This is a genomic window from uncultured Campylobacter sp. (assembly GCF_937949835.1).
Classification (GTDB): Bacteria; Campylobacterota; Campylobacteria; order Campylobacterales; family Campylobacteraceae; genus Campylobacter_B.
In genome coordinates this window covers 1-1,512 of sequence record NZ_CALEDC010000192.1, presented here as the reverse complement: position 1 = coordinate 1,512, position 1,512 = coordinate 1, and the positions used below count along the sequence as shown (strand labels likewise).

Annotated in this window: 3 protein-coding genes and 1 pseudogene; all 4 read right to left on the bottom strand. The window is 34.7% G+C overall.

Translation table 11 applies throughout. The features are described 5' to 3' along the window. A pseudogene (locus Q0256_RS04345) lies at positions 1-491 on the bottom strand (phage tail protein); the annotation flags it as partial. Further along, positions 482-685 carry a tail protein X gene (locus Q0256_RS04340; RefSeq protein ID WP_297960369.1) on the bottom strand — a complete coding sequence of 68 codons (204 nt, stop codon included), beginning with the start codon at positions 683-685 and terminating at the stop codon, positions 482-484. The gene Q0256_RS04340 and the pseudogene Q0256_RS04345, both read right to left, overlap by 10 nt. Next, entirely contained in the window at positions 682-1,209 is a 528-nt protein-coding gene (locus tag Q0256_RS04335) for a hypothetical protein (RefSeq protein WP_297960366.1), read from the bottom strand. Before Q0256_RS04335 ends, Q0256_RS04340 begins: the two co-directional genes overlap by 4 nt. After that, positions 1,202-1,512 (bottom strand): hypothetical protein (locus tag Q0256_RS04330; protein ID WP_297960363.1); only part of this gene is annotated, 311 nt, incomplete at its 5' end. The genes Q0256_RS04335 and Q0256_RS04330, both read right to left, overlap by 8 nt.

The window sequence follows — 1,512 nt, the reverse complement described above, 5'->3', positions numbered from 1 at the left end:
TTTATACTGAAAGTAAGATCGAGTTTATCGGCTATTTTCTGGCAAAATGCAGTATCGCTTAGGTCGTGTTGCTCTAGCTCTACAACCTCGTTCATCCGTTTAAAATTTATTTTAGTTTTTAATCCGTTTTCACTCGCTATATTTTCGATTACCTTTTTATAGCTTAAACCTAGGTGCGATCTTGATTTCTTTTCTTTTAGCGCACTCATAAAATTTGCTGCGATCGCTTCTATCTCGTAGCTCTTTTTATACTTCGTTTTGATTGTAGCGATAGTGAAAAATCCCAGAAAGAAGTCATCGATATAAATTTCTATGCTATCTTTAAATCTAGGTTTCGCGGCGCCATATCCTAACGTGATATTTAGTTTATCCGTTTCCTTACCTTCGTTGTCCTCGATACTGATATTTATCCAATCCATAGCCTCCGTTTTATCCATACCGTTATATAAAATTTGCACCTTAGGCTTTTTAAAGTCAGCATTCATTCCCATAAATATTTTTCTTTTTTTTTTTGCTTCTTTTTTATATCCGGGAAATAGAAGATATCTCCGCCTTTTAAAACTTCTTTGGTTAATAGATGCTCATTTTGCCTTAAAAACTGCGAATACACATCCGTATCCAAAGTTTGGTAATGCTTATAGCACAGCATATCAAGTGCATCGCCATCTTTTGCAAGATACTTCATTTTTTTAGCTCCTCGGTAAAAATCTGCTCGGCTTTTTTTAATAACGTATCGATATTTTTTGCTGCAAAGTCATATAGACTGGGTTTCATTTTAGTAGATACGAAATAGCTCCTTTTAGATTCTTTGAAATTCCCGCTATATACTCCGAAAATATCGCTTTTAATGCTTTTTGAACTGATGATTATGCCGCCCTTTCTTGTACGAGGTTTTACAAAACCGCCTCTTAGCAATTTTTGCGTTCTAGAATTTATCGATATGACTACCCCGAAACGCGTAGTTTTTCCATGTGGCAGCATAGTAGGAGTTATGTTATTGTCGTAAGTTTTGATATTAATGCTCATATTGTTAAAAGACGCTTTTATATATTTCGAGGAGCGGGTGTTTTGTATCTTTTCTTTTCGAACGGATATATCTTGGAGTATGAGATTGGTTTGCTCTTTCTTGATCTTTGAAAGTGTCCTATTCATCGCATTGACGATATCTTTTTGCAGGCGATTTAATACGGCTTCGTTTGACTTACTCAATGATAAATCCTGAAATTTGTAATTTTTTAGTGTAATACGTAATACCACCAAGCTCGGTTTTTACGAAATTAGATACGCTTTGAATCAGCTTAGTGATAAAAATTTGTTTATTATCTATTAAATCAAAGCTGGAGATATTAAGCGGATCGCCCTTTTTTACAAGACTTTCGAAACCTAAAAACTCCAAAACGTTGTTTAACAGTATGGTAGCCTCGAAATTTATCTCCTCCTCGAATCCGCCAAGATGCGTATAAATGGGCTTTGTAATGGTTTTTTGCTTGTCATAATTGATACTTGTAGTTT

Bases quoted from the DNA above. Each gene is read 5' to 3' on its own strand.
- Q0256_RS04340 (WP_297960369.1), bottom strand. From the start codon at position 685: ATGAAGTATCTTGCAAAAGATGGCGATGCACTTGATATGCTGTGCTAT.